Origin of the sequence: Kitasatospora atroaurantiaca (assembly GCF_007828955.1) — a bacterium.
GTDB lineage: Bacteria > Actinomycetota > Actinomycetes > Streptomycetales > Streptomycetaceae > Kitasatospora > Kitasatospora atroaurantiaca.
Genome location: NZ_VIVR01000001.1, coordinates 6620943 through 6646630 on the forward strand (window position 1 = coordinate 6620943; position 25688 = coordinate 6646630).

23 protein-coding genes are annotated in these 25688 nt (G+C 71.7%); 14 read left to right on the forward strand and 9 right to left on the reverse strand.

Annotation, left to right across the window (positions count from 1 at the left end; all coding sequences use genetic code 11):
- Window positions 1–148 precede the first annotated feature (148 nt).
- A complete protein-coding gene (locus FB465_RS29710) occupies window positions 149–3007 on the forward strand; it encodes a DEAD/DEAH box helicase (RefSeq protein ID WP_145795494.1) in 2859 nt (952 codons plus the stop codon).
- A 266-nt stretch (window positions 3008–3273) separates the two neighbouring features.
- On the opposite strand, the gene FB465_RS29715 is transcribed toward FB465_RS29710, so the two are convergent.
- Window positions 3274–4176 carry a 5'-3' exonuclease gene (locus tag FB465_RS29715; RefSeq protein WP_145797671.1) on the reverse strand — a complete coding sequence of 301 codons (903 nt, stop codon included), beginning with the start codon at window positions 4174–4176 and terminating at the stop codon, window positions 3274–3276.
- 63 nt (window positions 4177–4239) lie between these two features.
- Window positions 4240–5268, reverse strand: coding sequence for a cation diffusion facilitator family transporter (locus tag FB465_RS29720; RefSeq protein WP_145795495.1), 1029 nt, complete (start codon window positions 5266–5268; stop codon window positions 4240–4242).
- A 183-nt stretch (window positions 5269–5451) separates the two neighbouring features.
- On the opposite strand from FB465_RS29720, the gene chrA reads away from it, so the two are divergent.
- Window positions 5452–6588 carry a chromate efflux transporter gene (chrA, locus tag FB465_RS29725; protein ID WP_145795497.1) on the forward strand — a complete coding sequence of 379 codons (1137 nt, stop codon included), beginning with the start codon at window positions 5452–5454 and terminating at the stop codon, window positions 6586–6588.
- Between the two features lie 7 nt (window positions 6589–6595).
- On the opposite strand, the gene FB465_RS29730 is transcribed toward chrA, so the two are convergent.
- Window positions 6596–7324, reverse strand: a complete 729-nt coding sequence (locus FB465_RS29730; RefSeq protein ID WP_145795499.1) for a gamma-glutamyl-gamma-aminobutyrate hydrolase family protein — start codon at window positions 7322–7324, stop codon at window positions 6596–6598.
- Between the two features lie 150 nt (window positions 7325–7474).
- Here FB465_RS29730 and FB465_RS29735 point away from each other — a divergent pair, with 150 nt between their 5' ends.
- Entirely contained in the window at window positions 7475–8257 is a 783-nt protein-coding gene (locus tag FB465_RS29735) for a 3-oxoacyl-ACP reductase (RefSeq protein WP_145795500.1), read from the forward strand.
- Between the two features lie 111 nt (window positions 8258–8368).
- Window positions 8369–9397 carry a DUF2510 domain-containing protein gene (locus FB465_RS29740; protein ID WP_145795502.1) on the forward strand — a complete coding sequence of 343 codons (1029 nt, stop codon included), beginning with the start codon at window positions 8369–8371 and terminating at the stop codon, window positions 9395–9397.
- An 80-nt stretch (window positions 9398–9477) separates the two neighbouring features.
- Here FB465_RS29740 and FB465_RS29745 read toward each other — a convergent pair whose 3' ends face one another.
- Genes FB465_RS29745 through FB465_RS29755 form a run of 3 tightly spaced genes read right to left on the reverse strand, consistent with a single transcriptional unit; the run spans window position 9478 to window position 12109 of the window.
- Window positions 9478–9876: a hypothetical protein gene (locus FB465_RS29745; RefSeq protein WP_145795504.1), complete on the reverse strand. Its 399-nt coding sequence runs from the start codon at window positions 9874–9876 to the stop codon at window positions 9478–9480.
- Between the two features lie 57 nt (window positions 9877–9933).
- Window positions 9934–11148, reverse strand: coding sequence for an amino acid deaminase/aldolase (locus tag FB465_RS29750; RefSeq protein WP_145795506.1), 1215 nt, complete (start codon window positions 11146–11148; stop codon window positions 9934–9936).
- 40 nt (window positions 11149–11188) lie between these two features.
- Window positions 11189–12109: a serine hydrolase gene (locus FB465_RS29755; protein ID WP_145795508.1), complete on the reverse strand. Its 921-nt coding sequence runs from the start codon at window positions 12107–12109 to the stop codon at window positions 11189–11191.
- Between the two features lie 94 nt (window positions 12110–12203).
- On the opposite strand from FB465_RS29755, the gene FB465_RS29760 reads away from it, so the two are divergent.
- Window positions 12204–12917, forward strand: a complete 714-nt coding sequence (locus tag FB465_RS29760) for an SseB family protein (RefSeq protein WP_145795510.1) — start codon at window positions 12204–12206, stop codon at window positions 12915–12917.
- A 262-nt stretch (window positions 12918–13179) separates the two neighbouring features.
- Here FB465_RS29760 and FB465_RS29765 read toward each other — a convergent pair whose 3' ends face one another.
- On the reverse strand, window positions 13180–13548 hold the full coding sequence (locus FB465_RS29765) for a DUF1844 domain-containing protein (RefSeq protein ID WP_145795512.1): 369 nt from the start codon (window positions 13546–13548) through the stop codon (window positions 13180–13182).
- Between the two features lie 487 nt (window positions 13549–14035).
- On the opposite strand from FB465_RS29765, the gene infC reads away from it, so the two are divergent.
- The 7 genes from infC to pheT all read left to right on the forward strand — a co-directional run bounded on the left by infC (window position 14036) and on the right by pheT (window position 21617).
- Entirely contained in the window at window positions 14036–14770 is a 735-nt protein-coding gene (gene infC, locus FB465_RS29770; protein ID WP_145795514.1) for a translation initiation factor IF-3, read from the forward strand.
- Between the two features lie 141 nt (window positions 14771–14911).
- Window positions 14912–15106 (forward strand): 50S ribosomal protein L35, encoded by a 195-nt coding sequence (gene rpmI, locus FB465_RS29775; RefSeq protein WP_030055648.1) that lies wholly within the window; start codon window positions 14912–14914, stop codon window positions 15104–15106.
- A 107-nt stretch (window positions 15107–15213) separates the two neighbouring features.
- Window positions 15214–15600 (forward strand): 50S ribosomal protein L20, encoded by a 387-nt coding sequence (rplT, locus tag FB465_RS29780; RefSeq protein WP_145795516.1) that lies wholly within the window; start codon window positions 15214–15216, stop codon window positions 15598–15600.
- A 99-nt stretch (window positions 15601–15699) separates the two neighbouring features.
- The gene (locus FB465_RS29785) at window positions 15700–16566 is read left to right on the forward strand and encodes a TrmH family RNA methyltransferase (protein WP_145795518.1); all 867 of its coding nucleotides are present in this window, start codon (window positions 15700–15702) and stop codon (window positions 16564–16566) included.
- A 58-nt stretch (window positions 16567–16624) separates the two neighbouring features.
- Entirely contained in the window at window positions 16625–17728 is a 1104-nt protein-coding gene (locus tag FB465_RS29790; RefSeq protein WP_145795520.1) for a sensor histidine kinase, read from the forward strand.
- Between the two features lie 266 nt (window positions 17729–17994).
- A complete protein-coding gene (pheS, locus tag FB465_RS29795) occupies window positions 17995–19116 on the forward strand; it encodes a phenylalanine--tRNA ligase subunit alpha (protein WP_145795522.1) in 1122 nt (373 codons plus the stop codon).
- Complete coding sequence (pheT, locus tag FB465_RS29800; RefSeq protein WP_145795524.1) at window positions 19116–21617, forward strand: phenylalanine--tRNA ligase subunit beta; 2502 nt, start codon at window positions 19116–19118, stop codon at window positions 21615–21617. The genes pheS and pheT overlap by 1 nt, the downstream gene beginning before the upstream one ends.
- Window positions 21618–21687: 70 nt before the next feature.
- On the opposite strand, the gene FB465_RS29805 is transcribed toward pheT, so the two are convergent.
- Window positions 21688–23079: a S8 family serine peptidase gene (locus FB465_RS29805; RefSeq protein WP_246192916.1), complete on the reverse strand. Its 1392-nt coding sequence runs from the start codon at window positions 23077–23079 to the stop codon at window positions 21688–21690.
- An 86-nt stretch (window positions 23080–23165) separates the two neighbouring features.
- Entirely contained in the window at window positions 23166–23510 is a 345-nt protein-coding gene (locus FB465_RS29810) for a hypothetical protein (RefSeq protein ID WP_145795528.1), read from the reverse strand.
- A gap of 308 nt (window positions 23511–23818) precedes the next feature.
- Here FB465_RS29810 and FB465_RS29815 point away from each other — a divergent pair, with 308 nt between their 5' ends.
- Entirely contained in the window at window positions 23819–24562 is a 744-nt protein-coding gene (locus tag FB465_RS29815; protein WP_425461267.1) for a chitosanase, read from the forward strand.
- Between the two features lie 104 nt (window positions 24563–24666).
- Entirely contained in the window at window positions 24667–25398 is a 732-nt protein-coding gene (locus tag FB465_RS29820; RefSeq protein WP_145795531.1) for a DUF7873 family protein, read from the forward strand.
- The last annotated feature ends 290 nt before the right edge of the window (window positions 25399–25688 follow it).

The window sequence follows — 25688 nt, forward strand, 5'->3', positions numbered from 1 at the left end:
CTGAGATGCTCGATCACCACACCAACCACATGTGCTGCACGCAGGCGCCGGCCTCCGCCGGACGGTCCTCGCAGCCGCAGGCGTCGCCGTCTGCGCCCCCGTCTCGCCCACACGGGCCGCACTCCCACGGGAAGAAGAGGTGACGCAGATGGACAGCGCCATGCCCGAGAACCGGGAGACTGAGGAGCTCAGCCCCGCCGAGGCGTACGCGGCCTTCCGGCGCCGCGCCAAGGAGCAGGCCACCGCCCTCTACGGCTTCCAGCAGCTCTACGACTTCCCGCTCGACCCCTTCCAGATCGAGGCCTGCCAGGCCCTGGAGGAAGGTTCGGGCGTCCTGGTCGCCGCCCCCACGGGCTCCGGCAAGACCATCGTCGGCGAGTTCGCCGTCCACCTTGCCCTGCAGGCGGGCCGCAAGTGCTTCTACACCACGCCGATCAAGGCCCTGTCGAACCAGAAGTTCACCGATCTGGTCAAGCGCTACGGCGCCGCCAAGGTCGGTCTGCTCACCGGTGACAACAGCGTCAACGGCGACGCACCGATCGTGGTGATGACCACCGAGGTGCTGCGCAACATGCTCTACGCGGGCTCGCAGTCCCTCGACGGCCTCGGCTACGTGGTCATGGACGAGGTCCACTACCTCGCCGACCGCTTCCGCGGCGCCGTCTGGGAAGAGGTGATCATCCACCTCCCGGAGTCCGTCGTCCTCGCCTCGCTCTCCGCCACCGTCTCCAACGCCGAGGAGTTCGGCGACTGGCTGGACACCGTCCGCGGCGGCACCAAGGTCATCGTCTCCGAGCACCGCCCGGTGCCGCTCTGGCAGCACGTGATGGCCGGGAACCGGATGTACGACCTCTTCGCCAACCCCGACCGGGACGGCCGGCCCAAGGACGCGCCGCGCAACCCGGCGAAGGCGGTCAACCCCGAGCTGGTCCGGCTCGCCCGCTCCGAGCAGGCCGCCAACCCGCGCGCCGGCGACCGCTTCGGCAAGGGCCGTGGCCGCTCGATGCCCAACGGCCGACCTGGCCGGGTCTGGACGCCGGGCCGGGTGGACGTCATCGACCGCCTCGACGCCGAGGGCCTGCTGCCCGCGATCACCTTCATCTTCAGCCGGGCCGGCTGCGAGGCGGCCGTCCAGCAGTGCCTGACCTCCGGGCTTCGCCTCAACCGCGACAGCGAGCGGCACCAGGTGCGGGCGATCGTCGAGGAGCGCTGCGCCGACATCCCCGACGAGGACCTGCACGTCCTCGGCTACTTCGAGTGGCTGGACGGCCTGGAGCGCGGCATCGCCGCCCACCACGCCGGCATGCTGCCGAGGTTCAAGGAGGTCGTCGAGGAGCTCTTCGTCAAGGGCCTGGTCAAGGCGGTCTTCGCCACCGAGACGCTCGCCCTCGGCATCAACATGCCCGCCCGCTCGGTGGTCATGGAGAAGCTGGTCAAGTGGAACGGCGAGACCCACGCCGACGTCACCCCCGGCGAGTACACCCAGCTCACCGGCCGGGCCGGGCGGCGCGGCATCGACGTCGAGGGCCATGCGGTCGTGCTCTGGCAGCGCGGGCTCGACCCCGAGGCCCTCGCCGGGCTGGCGGGCACCCGCACCTACCCGCTGCGGTCCTCGTTCCGGCCCTCGTACAACATGGCCGTCAACCTGGTCGGCCAGTTCGGCCGGCACCGCTCGCGGGAGCTCCTGGAGACCTCCTTCGCGCAGTTCCAGGCCGACCGCTCGGTGGTCGGCATCGCCCGGCAGGTCCAGCGCAACGAGGAGGGCCTGGAGGGCTACCGCGAGTCGATGACCTGTCACCTCGGGGACTTCGACGAGTACATGGGCCTGCGCCGCGAGCTGAAGGACCGTGAGAACGAGCTCGCCCGCGAGGGCACCAGCCAGCGCCGGTCCGCGGCCATCGAGTCGATCGAGCAGCTCAAGCCGGGCGACGTGATCCACGTGCCGACCGGCAAGTTCGCCGGGCTCGCACTGGTCCTCGACCCCGGCCTGCCGCCGGTCAGCCGCTCACCGCGGACCACCCGGCACCCCGACTACCAGGACGGGCCGCGCCCGGTGGTGCTCACCGCCGAACGGCAGGTCAAGCGGCTCGCGATGATCGACTTCCCGCACCCGGTCAGCGCGATCGAGCGGGTGAAGATCCCCAAGTCCTTCAACCCGCGCAGCCCGCAGTCCCGGCGTGACCTCGCCTCCGCCCTGCGGACCAAGGCGGGCCACCTGGAGCCCGAGCGGTTCCGCAAGGGCCGTGCGGCCGCCGCCGACGACCCGGAGATCACCCGCCTGCGCACGGCGCTGCGCCGGCACCCCTGCCACGGCTGCGACGAGCGCGAGGACCACGCACGCTGGGCCGAGCGCTACCACCGCCTGCACCGCGACACCGACCTGCTGGAACGCAAGATGCGCTCCCGCACCCACACCATCGCCCGCACCTTCGACCGGATCTGCGGCCTGCTCACCGACCTCGGTTACCTCCAGGGCGACACCGTCACCCCGGACGGCAAGCGCCTCGGCCGGCTGTACGGCGAGCTCGACCTGCTGGCCTCGGAGTGCATCCGCGAGGGCGTCTGGAGCGAACTCGGCGCGGCCGAGCTCGCCGCCTGCGCCTCGGCGCTGGTGTACGAGGCCCGGCAGGCCGACGACGCGGCCGCCCCCCGGGTCCCCGAGGGCAACGCCAAGGAGGCGCTCGGCAAGATGGTCCGGATCTGGGGCCACCTGGACGCCCTGGAGGAGCAGCACCGGATCAACACCGACGAGGGCGTCGGCCAGCGCGAGCCCGACCTGGGCTTCGCCTGGGTCGCGTACCGCTGGGCGCTCGGCCACAACCTGGACTCCGTCCTGCGCGACGCCGACATGCCGGCCGGCGACTTCGTCCGCTGGACGAAGCAGCTGATCGACGTGCTCGGGCAGATCCAGGACGCGGCCGGCGAGGACGCCCAGCTGCGCGGCACCGCCCGCAAGGCGGTCGACGCCCTGCGCCGCGGCATCATCGCCTACTCCTCCGTCGGCTGACGGGCACCCCACCAGGGGCGCGGGCACCTGCGCGACCGGCCGTGCAGCGTCTCGCAGCTCCCCGGCTTTGGTCGGCCGTGCGGGTAGGGGTATCCCCAGGGGCGCGGGGAACTGCGCGATCAGCGATGCAGCTTCGTAGGGCCTTGGTCGCGCAGTTCCCCGCGCCCCTGGGGAGTGCAACCGGGGGGAGCGGACAGTTCAGCGAGGTGCGTGGTTGGCAGCGCAGTTCCCCGCGCCCCTGTTGGGGGTGCCCACCTGCGCAGCTTTCAGGCGGTCAGGACGGAGAGGACTCGGTCCAGTGAGCCGCCGAGGCCCCAGCGGGTGGAGAGCTCCTCGAGGGTCATCGGGTCGAGCGGCTCGTGCGGCACGGCCGGGTCGAACTCGGGCAGCGGTACATCGGTCGCCACCCGCACGACGGTCGGCGCGACGTCCAGGTACGCCGAGCCCTCGAGAAGGTTCTTGCGGCGGGCCGGGGTGAGCCTGGAGACCGGGTCCAGCGCGGCTCGCCGGATGCCCGCCAGGTCGCCGTACGTCTGCAGCAGCTGGGCGGCGGTCTTCTCGCCGATGCCCTTGACACCCGGCAGCCCGTCGCTCGGGTCACCGCGCAGCGCCGCCAGGTCGGCGTACAGGGCGCCCCGCACCCCGTACTTCTCCACCAGCACGGCCTCGTCGACGGTCTGCAGGCTGCCGACGCCCTTGACGGGGTAGAGCACGGTGATCTGCCGCTCGTCGTCGACCAGCTGGAAGAGGTCGCGGTCCCCGGTGACGATCTGCACCGGGCCCTTGGCACGGGTGGCGAGGGTGCCGATCACGTCGTCCGCCTCGTAGCCCGGCGAGCCGACCCGGGCGATGCCCAGGGCGTCCAGCACCTGTTCGATGATCGGCACCTGCGGGGCGAGGGTGTCCGGGATCTCCTCCTCGCCCTCCTGGGTCGCCTCCGCGGCGACCCGGTGGGTCTTGTACGTCGGGATGAGGTCCACCCGCCACTGCGGGCGCCAGTCGGCGTCCATGCAGGCGACCAGCTGGTCGGGGCGGTGATCCTGGACCAGGCGGGCGATGAAGTCGAGCAGGCCGCGCACGGCGTTCACCGGCTGCCCGTCGGGTGACTTCAGGGACTCCGGCACGCCGAAGTAGGCACGGAAGTAGAGGCTCGCCGAGTCGAGCAGCATCAGTCGGGGTGCGGTCACCCCTCAGATCATGCCGTACCGGACTGACGGATCGCCGGTAGCGGCTCAGTGCTCGTGCGGGCCGCTGCGGTGCACCGGGCCGTGCGAGTCGCCGCAGTGGTCCGGGAAGGCCGCGGCGGGCTCGGTGATCTGCAGCAGCTCCTGGTCCTCGTCGGTGCCCACGTGGTCGACCTGCAGGGTGGCGTGGGTGATCCGGTAGTCGTCCCGCAGCTGCCGCTGCAGCCCGCGGCGGACCGCATGGCAGTCGCCGCCGGGAGCGACCAGGATGTGCGCCGAGAGCGCGGGCTGGCCCGAGGTGATCTCCCAGATGTGCAGGTCGTGGATCTCCACCACCAGCGGGGCCGCCACCAGCCGGTCGGCCACGGCGTCCGGGTCGATCCCGGCCGGGGCGGCCTCCAGGAAAATCCGTCCGGAGTCCCGGACCAGGCCGATGCCGGCCCGCAGCATGAGCGCGACCACGATCAGCGAGGCGATCGCGTCCGCCTGCAGGAAGCCGGTGGTCAGGATGATCACACCGGCGACGGCGGTCGCGATGAAGGCGTACAGGTCGGTCACCACGTGCTGGAAGGCGCCCTCGACGTTCAGCGAGGTCCGGTTGGCCTTGGACATGCACCAGGTCGCCGCGAGGTTGATGACGATGCCGACCAGGGCGGTGATCAGTACCAGCGAGCCCGTCACCTCGGGTGGGTTCACCAGCCGCCTGATTGCCTCGTACCCGAGCCAGGCCGACAGGACCAGCAGGGTGACGCCGTTGGCCTGGGCGGAGAGAATCTCGGCCCGCTTGAGCCCGTACGTGTATCCGCCGCGGGCCGGGCGTGCGGACAGCCGCATCGCCACCAGCGCCAGCACGATGGAGGCGGCGTCGGTCAGCATGTGCGCCGCGTCGGAGATCAGCGCCAGCGACTTGGCGGCGAAGCCGACCACGACCTCGCCCGCCATGAAGGCCACGATCAGCGTCAGTGCGCTCAGCAGCCAGCGGCGGTCGGCATCGGCGGCCACACCGTGCGAGTGGCCGCGGTGGCTCCCGTGCCCGCCGTGGTCGTGTGCGCCGTGGTCATGGTCGTGGCTGGACATCGACGTCCTCTCCCGAACGCTCAGCGGCCAGGGCCGATCCGCCCCGCACCGGAAGTGAACCTCAGATCGGACGAAGATCCAAAGGCTGCACTGGTGACCGTTGTCGTTGCCGCCCGACCGGCCCTCCACCGGCCGGAGTCCGGCCGGTAGGGTCTGCGCGCGGACGCGAACAGGGGAGCGGCAATGGAACGGGTAGGACTTCGCACGATCGCCCGCGAGTGGGGACGGATCGGCTGCCTCGGCTTCGGCGGCCCTCCCGCGCACATCCTGCTGCTGCGCCGCCTCTGTGTGGAGCGGCGCGGCTGGCTGCGCGCGGACGAGTTCGAGGACGGGATCGCCGCCACCAACCTGCTGCCCGGACCGGCCTCCACCCAGCTTGCGATCTTCACCGCCTGGCGGCTGCGCGGCGCGCCGGGCGCGCTGGTCGGGGGTGCCTGCTTCATCGCTCCCGGGCTCGTGCTGATCCTCGCGCTGTCCGTGCTCTTCCTCGCGGGCGACCCGCCGGCCTGGGTGCTCGGTGCGGCGGCGGGCGCGGGCGCGGCCGTACCGGCGGTCGCCCTGCAGGCCGCCGCCGCGCTGGTACCCGCCAGTCTGAAGCGCGCGGGCCCGGGCCGGGCGGCGCGGGCCCGCTGGGCCGGCTACGCGCTGGCGGGCGGGGCGGCCGCGGTGCTGACCGGGCCCTGGCTGGTCCTGGTCCTGCTGGGGTCCGGGCTCACCGAGATCGCCGTACGCCGGGCCGGGCACCGCGCCGTGCTGCCGCTGCTCGTCGGCTCGGTGCCCGCGGCCGGCGGGCTCGGGGCGCTGGCCTGGGTGGCGTTCAAGGTCGGGGCGCTGTCGTACGGCGGCGGGTTCGTGATCATCCCGCTGATGCAGTACGACGCCGTGCACCGCTACCACTGGATGACGGACGGCCAGTTCCTGAACGCCGTGGCGCTCGGCCAGGTGACCCCGGGCCCGGTGGTGCAGACCGTCGCCGTCGTCGGGTACGCCGCCGCCGGGATCGCGGGCGGACTGCTGGCCGCCGCCGTGGCCTTCATGCCCTCCTTCCTCTTCGTGCTGTTCGGTGCGGCCCACTTCGACCGGCTGCGCGCGGACCGGCGTGTGCAGGACTTCATGACCGGCGCGGGCCCCGCCGTCACCGGCGCCATCGCGGGCTCGGCCGTGCCGCTCGGGCTCGCCCTGCAGTACCCGTGGCAGGCGGCGGTCCTCGCCCTGGCCCTGCTCTGGCTGCTCGCGGCCCGCCGAGGGACCGTCAGCTGCCTGCTCGGCGCCGGGGCGCTCGGAGTGCTGGCCACCCTGGCGGGGCTGCCGCCGGGCTGAGCCGTCCTCAGCCCCTCGTGGGCAGCAGCTCGGCCGGTGCCGGCTTCGCGGCCGCGGCCCGGATCAGGGCCTGCATCACCCGCAGATCCGCGCCCTGCTCCGGGTGCCACTGCACGCCGAGGGTGAAGCCGGTGCCCTCCACCGCCTCGATGGTGCCGTCCTCGGCCAGCGCACCGACCGTCAGACCCTCGCCGAGCCGCTCCACGCCCTGGTGGTGGTAGGCCGGTACCACCGTGGACTCCTCCGGCAGCAGCTCGCCCAGCAGCGTGCCCGGCACCGGCCGGACGGCGTGCTCCCCGTACCGGTCGGCCTTCCCGAGGTGCAGCTCCACCTGGTCGAGGTGCTGGATCAGGGATCCGCCGCACACCACGTTCAGCAGCTGCATGCCCCGGCAGACGCCGAGCAGGGGCAGCCTGGCCGCCAGCGCGGCGCGCAGCAGGGCGGCCTCCCACAGGTCGCGTTCCGGCGCGCACGCGCGGGTCTGCGGGTGCGGCTGCGCGCCGTACAGCGCCGGGTTCACGTCCGGGCCGCCCGCGATCACCAGCCCGTCCAGCCGGGCGACCACCTCCGGCGCCAGCTCCGGCGCGTCCGGCGGCAGCATGAAGGCCACCCCGCCGGCGGCCCTGACCAGCAAGGGGTAGCGCTCGGGGAGCAGGACGGCGCGCTGCGCGGTCCAGTGGTCCCACTTGGCGTCGGTGAGGTAGGTGCTGATGCCGATCACGGGCTTCGTCGTCATGGCCGGATTCTCCTCGTCCGGCTGCCGCGGTGCGGTCGAATCACGGTCAACCCGCCGGGCACGGCCAGTCATCTGCCGCAGTGTCAGTGGCAGGCCGTACGGTTCTCGGTAATCGAAAGATCTCCCTGAGTGATCGAGGAGGGAGTGCCTGTGACGGACACTCACGTCTGCCGCCGGCTGACCGGCCGGGTCGCCGTGGTCACCGGGGCCGGCAGCGGCATCGGTCTGGCCGCGGCGCGCCGGCTCGCCTCGGAGGGCGCCAAGGTGGTCTGCGCCGATCTCGACGAGGCGACGGGCCGGGCGGCCGCGCAGGAGGTCGGCGGCCTCTTCGTGCACACCGACGTCACCGACCCGTACATGGTGGAGGCGCTCTTCGACGAGGCGTACGAGACGTACGGGAGCGTCGATGTGGCCTTCAACAACGCGGGCATCTCGCCGCCCGAGGACGCCTCCATCCTCACCACCGGCCAGGACGTCTGGCGCCGGGTGCAGGAGGCCAACCTCACCTCCGTCTACCTGTGCTGCCGGTCCGCACTGCCGTACATGCGGCGGCACGGCCGCGGCTCGATCATCAACACGGCGAGCTTCGTGGCGCGGATGGGCGCGGCCACCTCGCAGATCTCCTACACCGCCTCCAAGGGCGGAGTGCTGGCGATGTCGCGCGAGCTGGGTGTGCAGTTCGCCCGGGAGGGCATCCGGGTCAACGCGCTCTCGCCGGGGCCGGTCGACACCCCGCTGCTGCGGGAGCTGTTCGCGAAGGACCCGGAGCGGGCCGCCCGCCGGCTGGTGCACATCCCGCTCGGCCGGTTCGCCCGGCCGGAGGAGATCGCCGCCGCGGTCGCCTTCCTGGCCAGCGACGACTCCTCCTTCATCACCGCGAGCGAGTTCCTGGTGGACGGAGGGATCTCGGGGGCGTACGTGACTCCGCTGTAGCCGGGCCGGCCCGGCCCTGCTGTTGATTCTCACCGGAATCTCATCGGGAAAGGGGCCGATTCAGCGTTGCACTGATATCCCGCTTATCTGCGGGCCCTTAGATTCTTTCCCGTGAGCGAGCAGATTCCCGCCGGGTGGTACCCGGATCCGCAGGACACCACCAGTGACCCCCGGCCCCAGCGCTGGTGGGACGGCAAGGGCTGGACGGCGAGCACCAGGCCCGCCCCCGGCGACGGGCCGGCGCCCGCCCCGGAGGCCGGCAACGGCGGCACCGCCGATACCAAGGTGCTGGAGGGGGAGGTGCTGCAGAGCGGGCCGGCGGTCCGCTTCCCCGAGCTGCCCACGGTGGGTACCGAGCCGGGCGCGGCCCCTGCCGCACGCAGGAAGCTCCCCAAGCCGGTGGTGATCGCGGCGACGATCGCGGCGCTGGCCGGTCTTGCGGTCGGCTCCGGGGTCACGTACCTGGCCATGGACGGCAGGTCCGACACCAAGTCGGCTCGGCAGGGCGACGGCCGGCCGGGCTACCGCTTCGGCGGTGACGGCTTCGGCGGCCAGGGCGGCCCGGGCGGCAACGGCGGGGGTTCCAACGACGGCTCCAACGGCGGCAGCGGCGGCGGCACCGCCACGGACGGCGTGGCCGTCGACGTCGTCAACCGGATCAGCCTCCCGTTCCCGTCCGGCTGGAGCGGCGGCACCACCGGCAGCGGATTCGCCGCCCTCGCCGTCGGCTCGTACAGCTGCCCCGGCGGCAGCGGGGAGTGCTCGCTCGGCGGTGTGGTCACCGGCCGGCTGAAGGGCACCGACGCCAAGCAGGCGGCCCAGCAGGACATCGCGGCGGCGGCGAAGGAGTCCTACGGCGACATCAAGTCGCACGAGGAGCTGAAGTCGGAGGCCGTCACCGTCAACGGCCGCAGCGGCTACCTGGTCCGCTGGAAGGTCGACGCGCCGCAGGGCAATGACGGCTACGTGGAGTCGGTCGTCTTCCCGACCGCGAACGGCAAGTCCCTGGTCTCCGTACGCCTCGGCTTCGACATCGATGCGAAGGCACCGAAGGTGGACCAGATGGACGACATCGTCAAGAGCATCACCGACTACACCGGCAAGGGCCTCGGCGGTGCCTCCGGCGGTACCAAGGCCTGACGGACCCGCATCCCCGTCCCCCTTCCCGGCAGATCCGCGGAAGGGGAACGGGGGCTCGCGCGTAGGCCCCGCCCCGGGGCTCAGGACCCCGGATTGATCCTCATGTCCCCGATCCGGCCCGTCTGTATCACGGTCCCGTGGAACGTCCTGGCGTTGACGGTGTTCTGCACCGTGGCCGGACCACCGGCCTCGCCCGGGGCGAACTCGTCCAGCAGCGCCCGCAGGGCGGCCGCCGCCTGCGGGTCCGCGGCCAGCGCGCGGCGCAGCCGGGACGCCCACTCCGAGGCGGCCGCTTCGCTGTCACCCCCCGACAGGACCTCCTCGCGCACCACCTCCAGCTCCTCCGCCATGGCCTCCGCCCTCGCCCGCCCGAACAGCGCCGCGAAGCGCCCCCGCGCCTGCGTCCACAGCTCGGTGGCCATCAGGCCGACCAGCGTGGTGGCCCCCGACGTCGCCAGTGCGACGATCTCCGCCTCCATGGCCTCCCCCTCATCCTTCTGACTGTCCGTCAGCCTACGGCAGCCCTCCGACACCCGTCACAGGAAGGTCCGTCCTTCCCCTCGGTACGTCGGAACGGTCTCCACCACCCGGTCGCCCTCGATCAGGTGCAGCTCGGCGAAGCGCTCGCACAGCTCGCCGGCCTTGGCATGCCGGAACCAGACCCGGTCGCCGATCAGCAGGTCGTCGGCCGCCGAACCCAACAGCGGGGTCTGCACCTCGCCCGCCCCCTCCTGCGGGTCGTACCTGAGCCCCTCGGGCAGGTACGGCACCGGCGAGCGGTCCGCGCCGGCGGCACCCGACGCCGGGTACCCGCCGCCCAGCACCGTCACCACCCCGACGCCCGGCCGCCGGACCACCGGCTGTGCGAACAGCGCCGCCGGACGGCCCTGGAACGAGCGGTAGTTGTCGAACAGCCGGGGCACGTACAGCCCCGAGCCCGCGGCCACCTCCGTGACCGCCCGCTCGGCCACCGTGGTCTCCACGCTGCCCGTCCCGCCGCCGTTGACGAACTCCAGCTCGGCCACCTGCCGCAGCCGCCGCACCACCGCGGCCCGCCGCTCGGCCAGCTCGGTCCGCGCCTTGGACTGCATCAGCTGGATCATGCGCGAGCGCACCGGCCGCCCGGCGATGCGGTCCCCGACGCCCGCTATGTGCCCCTCGTACGCCATCAGCCCGACCACCCGGAAGCCCGGGCGGCGCTGGACCAGCTCCGCGAAGGCGCCCAGCGCCTCGGGCGTGCGCAGCGGCGAGCGCCGCGCGCCGACCCGGACCCGGCCGCCCAACAGGTGCAGCGCGGTGTCCAGCTCCAGGCAGACCCGCACCTCCTCGGCGCCCTCGCGGGCGGCGTCGATGAGGTCCAGCTGCGCCGGGTCGTCCAGCAGCACGGTGATGCTGCCCGCCAGCTTGGGGTCGGCGGTCAGCTCGGCGTACCCGGCCCGGTCGGCGGAGGGGTAGGCGAGCAGGATGTCCTCGAAGCCGGAGCGGGCCAGCCAGATCGACTCGGCCAGCGTGAAGCTCATGATCCCGGCGAAGCCCTCCATCGCCAGCACCCGCTCGAGCAGGGCCCGGCAGCGCACCGACTTGCTCGCCACCCGGATCGGCTTGCCGGCCGCCCGGCGCACCAGGTCGGCGGCGTTGGCGTCGAAGGCGTCCAGGTCGACGATGGCCAGCGGTGCGTCGAGATGCGCGGTGGCCCGGTCGTAGCGGGCGCGGTCGGATGCGGTTCCGGGGGAGGCCACGAGGTTCGCCATGGGCGCAGACTGCCACACCGCCCCTACCGGTGGGTAGAGGTCAGCCGGAGGCCTGACCGGTCAGTGTCTCCACGGCGGCGACCGCCATCGACTCGACCGTGGCGATGCCCGTCGCCTGAGTGCTGTTCCCGTCGGAGAGGACGGCGACCAGGACGTCACGCCCGTCATGGGTGACCCGCCCGATGCTGTTCACCACCCACAGGCCGCTGTCGGAGCGGGGCAGCCAGCCGTTCTTGAGGGTGTGGGCCCCGTCCTCGTCGGCCGCCGACACGCCCCAGTCCTGGTCGGTGCTGATCTTCCCCATCAGGCCCTGGAGATAGCTCTGCGAGTCCGCGTCCAGCACCGAGTCGGCGCCGAAGATCACCTGAAGCAGCCTCAACTGGTCGGCCGCGGTGGTGCTGGTCAGCCCCCAGTACCCGTCCGTGCCCGCCGTGGTCCGGGTCAGCCCGAAGGCCTGGTTGGCCTCGTCCAGGCCGTCCGCCCCGCCGACCGCCTCGAAGAGCGTGCCGGCCGAGGTGTTGTCACTCTGCTCGATCATCAGCGCGGCCGCCGCCTTCTGTGCGGCCGTCAGCTCGCGCCCGGCCTGCTGCGCCTGCCAGAGCAGCGCGGCCAGGATGTCGGCCTTCACGATGCTGGCCGTCACGACGGCGTCCGAGCCGTACGTGGCCCGGGCGCCCGAGGCCACGTCCAGGACGGCCACCGAGACGTGTCCCTCGGCCTCCGAAGCGGCGCCGGCGACGGCGGTCGCGAGCACGGCGTCCAGATCGACGGTGGGGCTCGCGGACGGGCTGGCGCTCTGCACCGCGGCGACGGTGGTGGTCGCGGAGCGGCTCGCCGTGGCCAACGACAGATACAGCCCCGCCCCCGCCAGGGCGAGCACCAGCGCCGACACCACCGTCCGCCACACCCGACGCCGGTGACGGGCGGCGGCCCGGGCGGCCCTTCGACTTCCTTCTGCCATGCCGCCGATGCTCGACGGCCTCGCTTGGCCCGCCCTGAGCCGCGGGTGAGCGCCTCCTGAGAATCCCCGGGCGGTGGTGGCATACGCTCACCGGGTGGACCACAAGAACATCCCGAACCCCGGATTCGCCGACGACGACGGCACCGCTGACCCGCGCCTCGCCCAGGCCCTGGCCGCCTGGTCGAAGGACCGGGCGGCCGAGCCCGAGCTGCTCGCCGCGCTGACGCCGAGCCGGCTGATGGTCCCGATCGTCGCCCTGCTCGGCGAGGTGGAGACCGATGCCACCGGGCTGAAGCACGAGAAGACCAGCGACATGGCCGTCCCGGTGATCGAGGCCCCCGACGGGCGCCGCGCGCTGCCCGCCTTCACCTCGCTGGAGACCCTGGCCCGCTGGCGCGCGGACGCCCGTCCGGCGCCGGTCGCCGCGCCGCAGGCCGTCCTCGCCGCGTACTCGGAGCGTGCTGACACGCTGCTCATCGACCCGGCGGGCCCGGTCACGTACCAGCTGACCGGGGCCCGGATGCGGGCCGTCGCCGAGAACCGGACGTACCTGCCGCCCGCGCAGGACCCGGCGGTCCACGAGGCGGTGGGCGTCCTGTTGGCGGCCGAGCCCGACGTGCTCCGCGCCGAGTTCCGCCCGTCCGCCGAGACCGACGGCATTCTGGCCCTGAGCCTGGCGGACGGTCTCTCCGAGGACGCCGTCCGGCAGCTGTCCCAGCGACTCGCCGCCGCCCTCGCGGCAGACCCCGTCCTACGGGTCCGACTCACCAACGGCCTCGACCTGGCCCTCCTCAAGAGCCAGGGCTAACCCTCAGCAGGCAGGGCGAACCACCAGGGGCGCGGGGAACTGCGCGAAACCGGAAGGCCCCCACCGCCCACCGGACCACCGAGAACAAGTGGCAACCCGAAGCGCAATGCGCAACAGGGTGCCTCTTGCTGACAGCGGAGCGGTGACGGAGAGGGCCTTCCGATTCGCGCAGTTCCCCGCGCCCCTCCTGGCTCGCCGAACGCGTCAGGCTCGTCGAGGTCGTCAGGCTCGCCGAAGTCGCGTCGGGCCTGCCGGAGCCGCGTCAGCTGTAGACGGGCCCGGTGAACTTCTCGCCGGGGCCCGCGCCGGGAGCGTCCGGCACGAGCGAGGCCTCGCGGAAGGCGAGCTGCAGTGACTTCAGGCCGTCCCGCAGCGGAGCCGCGTGGAAGTTGCTGATCTCGGGAGCCCCGGCGGTGACCAGGCCGGCCAGCGCGGTGATCAGCTTGCGGGCCTCGTCCAGGTCCTTGTCCGCCTCGCCGCTCTCGGCGAGCCCGCACTTCACGGCGGCCGCGCTCATCAGGTGCACCGCGACGGTGGTGATCACCTCGACGGCCGGGACCTCGGCGATGTCGCGGGTGAGGTCGTCGAAGCCGGTCGCCTCGTCGTTGCTGTCGGTGGGCTGGCTGCTCAAGGTGGCTCACTCCGTAGTGCTGATGCGTACAGCAGGGAGCGTACAAGGGGCCCGTGAGGTGACGGACGGTTCGCCTGTCGGTTGAGCGGAATAACACTCCCGGGAGAAACGCTGGTATGCTTCGAGACTGACCGGCCAGGAGATCGCAAGACCTCCCGGCCAGCAAGTGGAGGCTCCACTCAGGAGGCCCGAGAGGGCAACCGCGAAAGTCTCCCACCTGATCGGCCTAGCGGTCGACGGGTCCCGGTCCGCGACATCGGCCGCAAGGTATCGGTAGTCGCCAGCAGCGTCCCTCACCAGGGCGCCGCCCCCGGTTGTGTGGAGCCCCGCCTGTGTACCGAGCGGGGCTTTTTTCGTGTCGCGGTGCATGCAGCCCACCAGCGAGTAGGCAGCGCAGCACGAATGAAGCCCCGCCCAGTGGTCGAGTCCACTACGTGCGACCGCCGTCCGACGGCCGCATCGCAGAAGGTGCAACCGAGGAGGCCCCATCAGCACCGAGCCCCGCATCAACGACCGGATTCGCGTCCCCGAGGTGCGACTCGTCGGTCCCAGCGGCGAGCAGGTCGGCATTGTGCCGCTTGCCAAGGCGCTGGAGCTTGCGCAGGAGTACGACCTCGACCTGGTCGAGGTCGCGGCGACCGCCCGGCCGCCGGTGTGCAAGCTCATGGACTACGGCAAGTTCAAGTACGAGTCGGCCATGAAGGCCCGTGAGGCGCGCAAGAACCAGGCGCACACGGTCATCAAGGAGATGAAGCTCCGGCCGAAGATCGACCCGCACGACTATGACACCAAGAAGGGTCACGTCGTCCGGTTCCTCAAGCAGGGCGACAAGGTCAAGATCACGATCATGTTCCGCGGTCGTGAGCAGTCCCGCCCCGAGCTGGGCTTCCGACTGCTGCAGCGGCTGGCGAACGACGTCCAGGACCTGGGCTTCGTGGAGTCCTCGGCCAAGCAGGACGGCCGCAACATGATCATGGTTCTCGGCCCGCACAAGAAGAAGACCGAGGCGATGGCCGAGGCCCGCGCCGCAGCGGACGCCCGCAAGGCCGAGCGCCAGGGCCGGAACACCGGCTCGGACGACGCCCAGGTCGCGGATGACGACGCTGCTCTCGAGGCCGAGAACGCGGCGGCCGAGGCGGAGGCAGCCGAGGCGGAGGCCGACGCGGCCGACGTCGAGGACGCCGAGGTCGAGCAGCCGGCCGAGGCCACTCAGGACGCCTGAGCCCAGTGCTCACGGCGGCCCGAGCGGACCGGCCACACTGAGGTACCGGGGCGGCCTGCCCTGAGTATCAGGATCAATCCAGTCCCCGCCCGTGCGGAAACGCGCGGGCGGTCGGACGGACCGACGAGGAGAAACGGCGACATGCCGAAGCAAAAGACCCACAGCGGCGCCAGCAAGCGCTTCAAGATCAGCGGCTCCGGCAAGGTGCTGCGCGAGCGTGCCGGCCGTCGCCACCTGCTCGAGCACAAGCCCTCGACGCTGACCCGCAAGCTCGCCGGCACCGTCGAGCTCGCCCCGGCCGACGCGAAGAAGATCAAGAAGCTTCTCGGCAAGTGATCGCCCACCCGCCGCTTCCTGGAGCAGCGGGGCAGCTGATCCTCCCGATCCATTCGTCATGACGGACCACGTGAAGTAGTCCGTGGTCCAACCCAAGGAGTAATGAAGTGGCACGCGTCAAGCGGGCAGTGAACGCCCACAAGAAGCGCCGGGTCATCCTCGAGCGGGCCAGCGGCTACCGCGGCCAGCGGTCGCGCCTGTACCGCAAGGCCAAGGAGCAGGTCACCCACTCGCTCGTTTACAACTACAACGACCGCAAGAAGCGTAAGGGTGACTTCCGCCAGCTCTGGATCCAGCGCATCAACGCTGCGGCCCGTGCCAACGGCATCACCTACAACCGCTTCGTGCAGGGTCTGAAGGCCGCCAGCGTCGAGATCGACCGCAAGATGCTGGCCGAGCTGGCCGTCAACGACCCGGGCGCGTTCGCCGCGCTGGTCGAGGTGGCCCAGAAGGCGCTGCCCGAGGACGTCAACGCTCCCAAGGTTGCCGCCTGATCCACTCCGGCTGATCCCGTCAGCCGAGTAACTCAGACCCGCAGGCTCGCCTGCGGGTCTGAGTGCATCCAGGGCCTTTACTCCCACAGAGACGAGACCATGCACAGCCCCGACGCCCCCCTGCTCACCTCCCTGCGCTCGCCCCGCGTCATCGCGGCCCGCAAGCTGGCCAAGCGGAACCAGCGCAGCAAGGAGCGGCGCTTCCTCGCCGAGGGCCCGCAGGCCGTCCGCGAGGCCGTCGCGTACGGGCAGCCGACGGGGTCGGCCGAGCATGTCGTGGTCGAGATCTACCTGACCCCGGAGGCCGCCGAGCGGCACGCCGACATCGTCTCGGCCGCCCGAGCCGAAGGCCTGCCGGTGCTCACCGCCAGCGACGAGGTGATCGCCGAGATCTGCGACACCGTCACCCCGCAGGGCATCGTCGCCCTCTGCCGCTTCCTGGACACCCCCTTCGAGGAGGTGCTCAAGGCCCGCCCGCAGCTGGTCGCCGTGCTGGCCCACGTCCGCGACCCCGGGAATGCCGGCACCGTGCTGCGTACCGCCGACGCGGCCGGTGCGGACGCGGTGATCCTCACCGACGCGTCGGTGGACCCGTACAACCCGAAGGCCGTCCGGGCCTCCGTCGGCAGCCTGTTCCACCTCCCGTTCGCCGTCGGCGTCCCGGTCGAGGAGGCCGTCGGGCGGCTGCGTGAGGCGGGCGTACGGGTGCTGGCGGCCGACGGGGCGGGGGAGCGGGACCTCGACCAGGAGCTGGACGAGGGCACCCTGGGCGCCCCCGGAGCCTGGGTCTTCGGCAACGAGGCCTGGGGCCTGCCGGAGGAGACCCGCGCACTCGCCGACGAGGTGGTGCGCGTGCCCATCCATGGTCACGCCGAGAGCCTCAACCTCGCCACGGCCGCCGCCGTCTGCCTCTACGCCTCCGCCCGCGCGCAGCGGTCGCCCGGAGGGTGTCGCGCACAGGGGTAGGGGCGCTAGGGTCGGGCAGTGGGGGCACGGATACGGTGGGTAAGCGGGGAGGACGCCCATGGTCGGCAGCGGTTCTGTGGTGAACCCGGACGACCTGCCGGACGGCTTGGTGATCGCCGACGCGTCCGGTGCGGTGGTCTGCTTCAACCGCGCCGCCGCCCGGATCACCGGCATCGGTCCCGGTACGGCCCTGGGGGCCTCGCTGGAGCAGGCGCTCCCGCTGGAGGACCTGGACGGCCGCCGCTGGTGGAAGCTGACCGACCCGTACGGCGGCCTGGCCACCCGTACCGGACAGCCCGAGCGCAACCTCTTACTGCCCGGCGGCCGTGAGGTGCTGGTCTCCGCCCGCTACGTCCGCGAGCGCCCGCAGGGCCCGGTGCACCGGGTGGTGGTCGCGCTGCGCGGCACCGAGGCGCGCCGCCGTACCGAGCGCAGCCACGCCGAGCTGATCGCCACCGTGGCCCACGAGCTGCGTTCCCCGCTCACCAGCGTCAAGGGCTTCACCGCGACGCTGCTGGCCAAGTGGGAGCGGTTCACCGACGGCCAGAAGCGCGTGATGCTCGAGACCGTCGACGCGGACGCGGACCGGGTCACCCGGCTGATCGCCGAGCTGCTCGACATCTCCCGGATCGACGCCGGGCGGCTGGAGATCCGCAAGCAGGTGGTCGACCTGGCGGCCGCCGTGCGGCGGCACGTGGACGGCAAGGTGGCGGCCGGCATCCCGGCCGAGCGCTTCGACATCCGGATCGCCGAGCCGCTCACCCAGCTCTGGGCCGACCCCGACAAGATCGACCAGGTGCTGGCCAACCTGCTGGAAAATGCGGTGCGGCACGGCGAGGGAACTGTCACGATCGAGCTGGCGCCCGCCAAGGAAGTGGTGGAGGCGGCCGGCTGGGAGCGTCCCGGCACCCCGCCCAGGGTCCTGGAAGGAACTGCGGTCACCGTGAGCGACGAAGGTACCGGCATCCCCGAGGAGTCGATGCCGCGCGTCTTCACCCGGTTCTGGCGCGGCTCCAAGCGCGGCGGCACCGGCCTGGGCCTCTATATCGTCAAGGGCATCGTCGAGGCCCACGGCGGCACCATCCGGATCAGCCGCGCGCCCGGCGGCGGCGCCCGCTTCCGATTTATCCTGCCCGCAGGAGTGCCCGACTTCATGCTCTGAAAGAGTATGAACGACAAGCACAGCATGCTCTGAAAGAGCATGAACGACAAGCACAGCGTGCTGTGAGTACTTCCAGCGACGGGCGTTCTGCGGGCTGCGACTACACTCGACCTTTGGCGTTGTGGGACGCCCTGCGCGGCGGTGCCGCGGACATCCTTCCTCCACCTGCGGAGATCGGCTGCCCGTGCCCCGGCCACGCAGTGCGTAACGCAGAGGCGAAGACCTTTACCTGAGCACGGACGAGCAGGAGCACGGGAAAGATAGAGATGTCGGCACCCAATAAGTCGTACGACCCGGTAGAGGTCGAGGCACTCAAGCCCGAAGAGGTCGAGCGAGCCCGGGACGAGGCCGTCGCGGCCTTCGCCGCGGCCGGCACCCTCGACGAGCTCAAGCAGGCCAAGGTCGCCCACACCGGCGACCGGTCGGCCCTCTCGCTCGCCAACCGCGAGATCGGCGCGCTGCCCCCGCACGCCAAGGCGGCGGCCGGCAAGCTGATCGGCCAGGCCCGCGGCGCCGTCAACCAGGCGCTGGCGAAGCGTCAGGTGGAGCTGGAGGCGGAGCGCGACGCCCGCGTGCTGGTCGAGGAGGCGGTGGACGTCACCCTGCCGTACGACCGCACCCCGCGCGGCGCCCGGCACCCGCTGACCACGCTCGCGGAGCGCATCGAGGACACCTTCATCGCGATGGGCTACGAGGTCGCCGAGGGCCCCGAGGTGGAGGCCGAGTGGCTCAACTTCGACGCCCTCAACCTCGGCGAGGACCACCCGGCCCGCTCGATGCAGGACACCTTCTTCGTCCAGGCCCCGGACGGCTCGCCCGACTCCGGCGTCGTGCTGCGCACCCAGACCTCCCCGGTCCAGGCCCGCACCCTGCTCGACCGCGAGCCCCCGGTCTACGTCGTCTGCCCCGGCCGGGTCTACCGGACCGACGAGCTGGACGCCACCCACACCCCGGTCTTCCGGCAGGTCGAGGGCCTGGCGGTGGACGAGGGCATCACCTTCGCCGACCTCAAGGGCACCATCGAGCAGCTGGTCTCCAAGCTGATCGGCGACGGCCTGGAGCTGCGCTGGCGGCCCTCGTACTTCCCGTTCACCGAGCCGAGCGCCGAGATCGACCTGCAGTGCTTCGTCTGCCGCGGCGAGAGCGTCGGCAACCCGGACCGGCCCTGCCGCACCTGCTCCTCCGAGGGCTGGATCGAACTGGGCGGCTGCGGCGTGGTCAACCCGCGCGTGCTGGTCGCCTGCGGGGTCGACCCGAGCCGCTACAGCGGGTTCGCCTTCGGCCTGGGCCTGGAGCGAATCCTGATGAACCGCCACAACGTCGCCGACATGCGCGACATGGTCGAGGGTGACGTCCGCTTCACCCTCCCGTTCGGGATGGAGATCTGATGCGCGTCCCTCTTTCCTGGCTGCGCGAGTACGTCGACCTCCCCGTGAGTGAGACCGGCCGCGATGTGGCGGAGCGGCTGATCCGCGCGGGTCTGGAGGTCGAGACCGTCGAGCAGATCGGCGCCGACCTCAAGGGCCCGCTGGTGGTCGGCGAGGTGCTCTCCATCGAGGAGCTGTCCGGCTTCAAGAAGCCGATCCGGCACTGCTTCGTCAACGTCGGTACCGCCAACGGCACCGGTGAGCCGCAGGAGATCGTCTGCGGCGCGACCAACTTCGCCGTCGGCGACAAGGTCGTCGTGGTCCTCCCGGGCGCCGTGCTGCCCGGCCCCTTCCCGATCGCCGCGCGGCAGACCTACGGCCACACCTCGGCCGGCATGATCTGCTCCGCCCGCGAGCTCGGCATGGGCGACGACCACAACGGCATCATCGTCCTGGAGTCCCACCACGAGCCCGGCACCGACGCGATCCAGCTGCTCGAGCTGGTCGACGAGGTGCTGGACATCGCCGTCACCCCGGACCGCGGCTACTGCCTCTCCATGCGCGGTGTGGCCCGCGAGGCCGCCGCCGCGTACGGGCTGCCGCTGGCCGACCCGGCGCTGCTGGACGTGCCCCCGGCCAACGCGTACGGCTACCTGGTCAAGGTCGCCGACCCGGCCGGCTGCGACCGCTTCGTGGCCCGTACGGTCACCGGCGTCGACCCGACCGCGCAGTCGCCGATCTGGCTGCAGCGCCGCCTGCAGAAGTCGGGCATCCGGCCGATCTCGCTGACCGTCGACATCACCAACTACGTGATGCTGGAGGTCGGTCAGCCGCTGCACGCCTACGACCGCAGCCGGGTCGACGGCCCGATCCAGGTCCGCCGGGCGGAGGAGGGCGAGACCCTCACCACCCTCGACGGGGTGAAGCGCAAGCTCTCCACCGAGGACCTGCTGATCTGCGACAACAGCGGGCCGATCGGGCTCGCCGGTGTCATGGGCGGCTCCTCCACCGAGATCCTCGACGCGGCCGCCGGGCCGGGCACCACCGAGGTCATCATCGAGGCCGCACACTTCGAGCCGGTCACCATCGCCCGCGCGGTCAAGCGGCACAAGCTGCCCTCCGAGGCGTCCAAGCGCTTCGAGCGCGGCGTCGACCCGGAGGCGGCCCGGGCCGCCGCCCAGCGCGCGGTGGACCTGCTGGTCCTGATCGCCGGCGGCACCGCCGAGGCCGGGGTCACCGACATCGCGGCCCCGCACCCGCTGCGCACCATCGCCATCGACGCGGACCTGCCGGACCGGGTCGCGGGCACCGTGTACGGCCGCGAGACCGTCACGCGGCGCCTGCAGGAGATCGGCTGCACCGTCGCGGGCGCCGACATCCTGGAGGTCACCCCGCCGACCTGGCGCCCCGACCTCACCGACCCGTACGACCTCGCGGAGGAGGTCATCCGCCTGGAGGGCTACGACAACGTGCCCGCCCGGATGCCCACCGTCCCGCCGGGCCGCGGCCTCACCGATGCCCAGCGCTTCCACCGCCGTACCGGTGTCGCGCTGGCCGGCGCGGGCTACGTCGAGGTCAACAACTACCCGTTCATCGGGGAGGCCGTTCTCGACGCGCTCGGCCTGGAGAAGGACGACGAGCGCCGCCGTACGGTCAAGCTGGTCAACCCGCTCAGCGACGAGGAGCCGGCGCTGCGCACCACGCTGCTGCCGGGCCTGCTCGGCGCGCTGCGGCGCAACATCGGCCGGGGCAACACCGACCTGGCCATCTTCGAGACCGGCACGGTCTTCCTCCCCAAGGAGGAGCTGAGGGTCGCGCCGCGGCTGCCCGTCGACCGCCGTCCGAGCGAGGCGGAGATCGCCGAGCTCAACGCGGCGCTGCCGGACCAGCCGCGCCGGGTCGCCGTCGCCCTCGCGGGTGAGCGGCTGCCGTCCGGCTGGTGGGCCAAGGGCGCGCAGGCCGGTTGGGCGGACGCCGTCGAGGCGGCCCGTACGGTCGCCCGCGCCGCAGGCGTGGAGCTGACGGTCCGCCAGGCCCAGCGTGCCCCGTGGCACCCGGGCCGCTGCGCGGAGCTGGTCGTGGCCGGCACCGAGCGGGTCGTCGGGTACGCCGGCGAGCTGCACCCGCGGGTCATCAAGGCGTTGCACCTGCCGGAGCGCACCAGCGCGATGGAGATCGACCTCGACCTGCTGGCCGCCGACGGCGAGCAGCGGGTCAGCGGCCCCGCCGTGTCCGCCTACCCGGTGGCCACCCAGGACGTGGCGCTGATCGTCGACTCGGCCGTCCCGGCCGCCGAGGTGGAGACCGCGCTGCGTGACGGTGCGGGCGAACTCCTCGAGTCCATCCGGCTGTTCGACGTCTTCACCGGCGAGCAGGCGGGCGAGGGCAAGAAGTCGCTGGCATACACGCTGCGCTTCCGCGCGGCGGACCGCACGCTGACGGCCGACGAGGCCTCGGCCGCCCGTGAGTCGGCCGTGGCGGCCGCCACGGCGCGTACGGGCGCGGTGCTGCGCGGCGCCTGACGCGGTTCGTCCTTTTCGGAGCAGCACACCGCCCCGCCGGATCCATCCGGCGGGGCGGTGTGCTGCTCCGTCAGAAGTTGGCGCGCACGAAGGCCAGCGCAGCGGCGACGTTCACCAGTCCCGGGCCGGTGGCCTCGTCGAACCCCCGAACGGCCGACTTGTTGTACCTGGGGTGGTTGCGGCCGACGGTGATGTCGGTGGCGGTCTTCGCGAGCGCCGTGGCGACCTGCGCAGGCGTGAGCCCGGGCCGGGCGCCCAGCAGCACCGCGGCGGCGCCGGCGATCTGCGGGGCGGCCGCGGAGGTGCCCGAGAACAGGGCCCAGCCGTCGTCCGGCCGGGTGCCGTCGCCGGTGTCCGGCAGCTGGCCGTCGCTCGACTGGCTCTCGGTGATGTCGATCTCGCAGCCGGGCGGGATGGGAAGCATGAGGTACTGGGCTCGCGGCCGCATGCCCACCAGGCCGCAGACGGTGGGGACGACGACACCGCGGAACCACGGGCTGGTGTACCCGCTCGCGTAGTCGGAGGCCCGGAGGTCCAGGCCGTGACCGGCGAACACGCCTCCGGCGGAGATGACACCGGGGACCTGCGGCTCGACGGAGAACTGGCCGTTCCCCGCCGAGAAGACGACCACGATCCCCTGTTCCACGGCGTCGAGGATCTCCATGACCCAGGCGCGGTACGCCGCAGGGAGGGGTCCGGCGGGCGGGAAGTCGAGGTCGCCGCCCCACGAGTTGGTGATCACCTGTGGGCGGCCGCTCTTCGCCTTGAGGAAGCCTGCGACGGCGCTGGTCAGCTGGCCGCGCGCGTTGCTGACCCGGTAGGGCTGCAGCGTCGCGCCGGGTGCCACGGCGAAGATGTTGGCCGACTCCCCGGTTCCGTGCCCGACCGGGTCCTTCGCGGGGCTGGTACCCGGCACGAGGGTGACGGTGGGGTTGACGCGGTACCCGTGCACGGTGAAGTAGGTGTGCGCGTACTGTCCCGTGTCGACCATGGCGACCGTCACGCCGGCGCCCACGTCGCCGTTCGCGTGCGCGGGTGTGGCGCCGAGCAGCATGGCCACGTCCCCGGGGAGCCTCAGGTGGAACTTGTCCACGTTCGGGGGCTGCGGCGAGGGGGACAGGTGGTGGAGCGAGCGAGGCTGCTCCAGCACGACCGCCTCGATCGCGTCGGCGCCCCGCGCGGTACCCACCCCGAGATCGCTGGGTTGGCCGGTGCCGACGATGTCGAGATGGGTGACATAGCGGACGTTCCCGCCCTGTACACGTTGCAGCGCCTCGTACGACTCGATCCGACCGCCGGTCAGCTCCTCGTACGCGGCGGGCGGACCGGCGGTCGTGAACCCCAGTCGGCTCTCGGCGGTGACCGTCAGGCCCGCCTCCTCCGCATGCCGTCTGGCACGGTCCAGTGTGCTGCCGTCGGCGCGGAACGGTTCGGCCGAGTCGAACGCGCTTGCGTCGGTCACGGGAACCCCGCCCTGCGACTGTGCCGACACATAGCCGAACACCGTCTCGGGGGCAGGTTGACCGGTTCTCAGGATCGCAGGAATCGTCATGTCTTCTCCGGGGGTTCGCCGGGGCTCGGGCGCCGGGCTGATGGGCTGTCACCGGTATGGAGTTCAGGGATCGGCAGCACGGTGACGCTCTGCACGGTCTCCCGCAGGTCCTGCGGAACCGGCAGCGTCAGGGGACGCGAGCGGCCGCCGGGGCTCATGCCGAACGCCTCCTCGAACCGAAAGGCCGGCCCGGTGAGGAGTGCGCCGGCGGACATCGGCAGGACGTCGATGCCGTGACCGGCGCACCACTCGACCAGTTCGTCGGCGTCCGTGCCGTCCCGGAGCTCGACGGTGGCCTCGACGAACTCCTGCTCGGGGGTGTCACTCGGCCCGCGCGTCATCGAAGTCTCCCGTGGTTGCCCGCCCACCCGATGGTGATAGGCACGACATTTGGTGTCAAAAGGTACTGAGCCATGTGGCCTCCGGCTGCTCGAGGCCGGAATCCAACATGCACGGGACAAGACTCTTGCGGAGTACGGGTGTCGAGCGCTTCAATCAGTTAGGAAAGTTTCCTAACTCTCACCGGGCAGTACCCCCATGCCCGCGACGACAGAAGCCGGAGCGTCAGATGAAGTCGCACCACCGGACGGCCCGCACCGCCATCGCCGTCCTCCTCTGCGTCATACCCGCCACCCTCGCGACCGCCGGGATGGGCCACGCCGCCCAGGTGCAGGTCGCCTCGGTCGGCCTGGACGACCCGCACAAGAAGGAGATCGCGATGGAGCTCGTCTCCAGCGCCGAGAACTCCTCGCTCGACTGGAAGGCCCAGTACAAGTACATCGAGGACATCGGTGACGGCCGCGGCTACACCGCAGGCATCATCGGCTTCTGTTCCGGCACCGGTGACATGCTCGAACTCGTCGAGCACTACACCGACCTGAAGCCCGGCAACATCCTCGCCAAGTACCTGCCCGCGCTGAAGAAGGTCAACGGCAGCGAGTCGCACTCCGGCCTCGGCAGCGCCTTCACCAAGGACTGGGCCACGGCCGCCAAGGACACCGTCTTCCAGCAGGCCCAGAACGACGAGCGGGACCGCGTCTACTTCAACCCCTCCGTCAACCAGGCGAAGTCCGACGGGCTGCGCGCGCTCGGCCAGTTCATCTACTACGACGCCATCGTGATGCACGGCCCCGGCACCGACTCGACCAGCTTCGGCGGCATCCGCAGGACCGCCATGAAGAAGGCCAAGACCCCCGCCCAGGGCGGCGACGAGGCCACGTACCTGAACGCATTCCTGGACGCCCGCAAGGCCGCCATGAAGACGGAGGAGGCACACTCCGACACCAGCAGGGTCGACACCGAGCAGCGGGTCTTCCTGAAGGCGGGCAACTTCGACCTGAACCCGCCGCTGAAGTGGAAGGTCTACGGCGACCCGTACGCCATCAACAGCTGAGCCGACGGCCGGGAGGTGGTCGGCTCAGCCCTCCGCCTCCCGCCTTTCCCCCCGGGCGAACAAATGAGCGGCAACTCGACGGCGGGGCTGATAGCTTGCTCGACGTGGCAAAGCTGAATCAGATCATCGCGGTCGAAAAGGGCGTCAAGTCGAAGTCCTTCCAGGAGCTTACGCAGGCTCATCACGACCTCCAGAAGCCCGCCCTGCTGGCCGGCATCTCGCGGACGTACCAGCCCAAGGACGAGGAGGGCGAGCAGCTGCCCCCGGAGTCCACCCGGGTCCAGGTCAAGGCCGAGGACATCCTGCGGAGCACCGCCGCCTCGCTCACCCGTCTGTTCGACGTGACCGCCACCAAGGACTGGGCGAACTGCGAGGCCCGGGCCGACGTCGTGGTGGACGGGCGCCCGCTGCTGAAGGAGGTGCCGGTGACCTATCTGCTGTTCCTCGAGAAGCAGCTCACCGACCTGCACACCTTCGTCCGCAAGCTCCCCGTGCTGGACGCCTCGGAGTCCTGGAACCTCGACCCTTCCACCGACTCGTGGAAGACGGACGCGGTGCGGACCATCCGGACCAAGAAGGTCCCGCGCAACCACGTGAAGGCCGAGGCGACCGAGAAGCACCCGGCCCAGGTCGAGGTCTACTACGAGGATGTCGCGGTCGGTTACTGGACCACCGTGAAGTTCTCCGGCGCGCTGCCCGCCCGACGGGTCAACGAACTGCTGGAGCGGGTCGAGAAGCTCCAGCGGGCCGTGCAGTTCGCCCGTGAGGAGGCGAACGGTTCGGTGGTCACCGACAAGCTGGCCGGTGATGCGGTGTTCGGCTACCTGTTCGGGTAGCCTCATGATCGCCCCTCGTGCGAGCGAGGGGTGCGCGAAGAGCGCAAGCTGATACTGATGTTGAAGCTGAACAAGGGGTAACGGTGGAGGTTCGAATCCTCCCCCCGGCACATCACGCCGGGGTGGCCCAAGGGTAGAGGCAGCCCCTGAAACTCAGATTCTCGCTCCAGTCTCAGTATTCGCCGCCGAGCGCCAGATCGACCGAGGGCGGACGGAAAGCGTCGGGTGCGGGTTCAAGTCCCGCCCGTGCCTCTCCATGGCACGGTTGTTCAAAGGTAGAACACTACGCT